General features: G+C 45.0%; 1 protein-coding gene. It reads left to right on the top strand.

The window, feature by feature from the left end; all coding sequences use genetic code 11:
• Positions 1-582, top strand: a 582-nt coding sequence (locus tag MMO38_RS16520; RefSeq protein ID WP_241324191.1) for an EF-Tu/IF-2/RF-3 family GTPase, incomplete at both ends; no start/stop codon positions are given.

The raw sequence follows: 582 nt of genomic DNA, 5'->3' as shown, positions 1-582 counted from the left end.
ATTCCAGAGCCAGAGCGTGCAATCGATAAAGCATTCCTAATGCCAATCGAAGATGTATTCTCGATTTCTGGTCGTGGTACAGTTGTAACTGGCCGTGTAGAATCTGGTATCGTTAAAGTTGGCGAATCAGTTGAAATCGTTGGTATTCGTGACACTGTTGTGACGACTGTAACTGGCGTTGAAATGTTCCGTAAATTGCTTGACGAAGGTCGTGCTGGCGAGAACTGTGGTGTTCTTCTTCGTGGTACTAAGCGTGAAGACGTACAACGTGGTCAAGTACTTGCTAAACCAGGTACAATCAAGCCGCACACTAAATTCGACGCAGAAGTATATGTACTTTCTAAAGAAGAAGGTGGTCGTCACACTCCATTCTTAAATGGTTACCGTCCACAGTTCTACTTCCGTACAACTGACGTAACTGGCGCAATCCAATTACAAGACGGCGTTGAAATGGTTATGCCAGGTGACAACGTTGAAATGTCAGTAGAATTAATTCACCCAATCGCAATGGACCCAGGTCTACGTTTTGCGATTCGTGAAGGTGGTCGTACTGTAGGTGCTGGTGTTGTTGCGAAAGTAACT

It is taken from the genome of Acinetobacter sp. NIPH 1852 (assembly GCF_022549455.1).
GTDB lineage: Bacteria > Pseudomonadota > Gammaproteobacteria > Pseudomonadales > Moraxellaceae > Acinetobacter.
The sequence above is the reverse complement of the archived record's forward strand: the minus strand, read 5'-3'. Positions and strand labels throughout refer to the sequence as shown.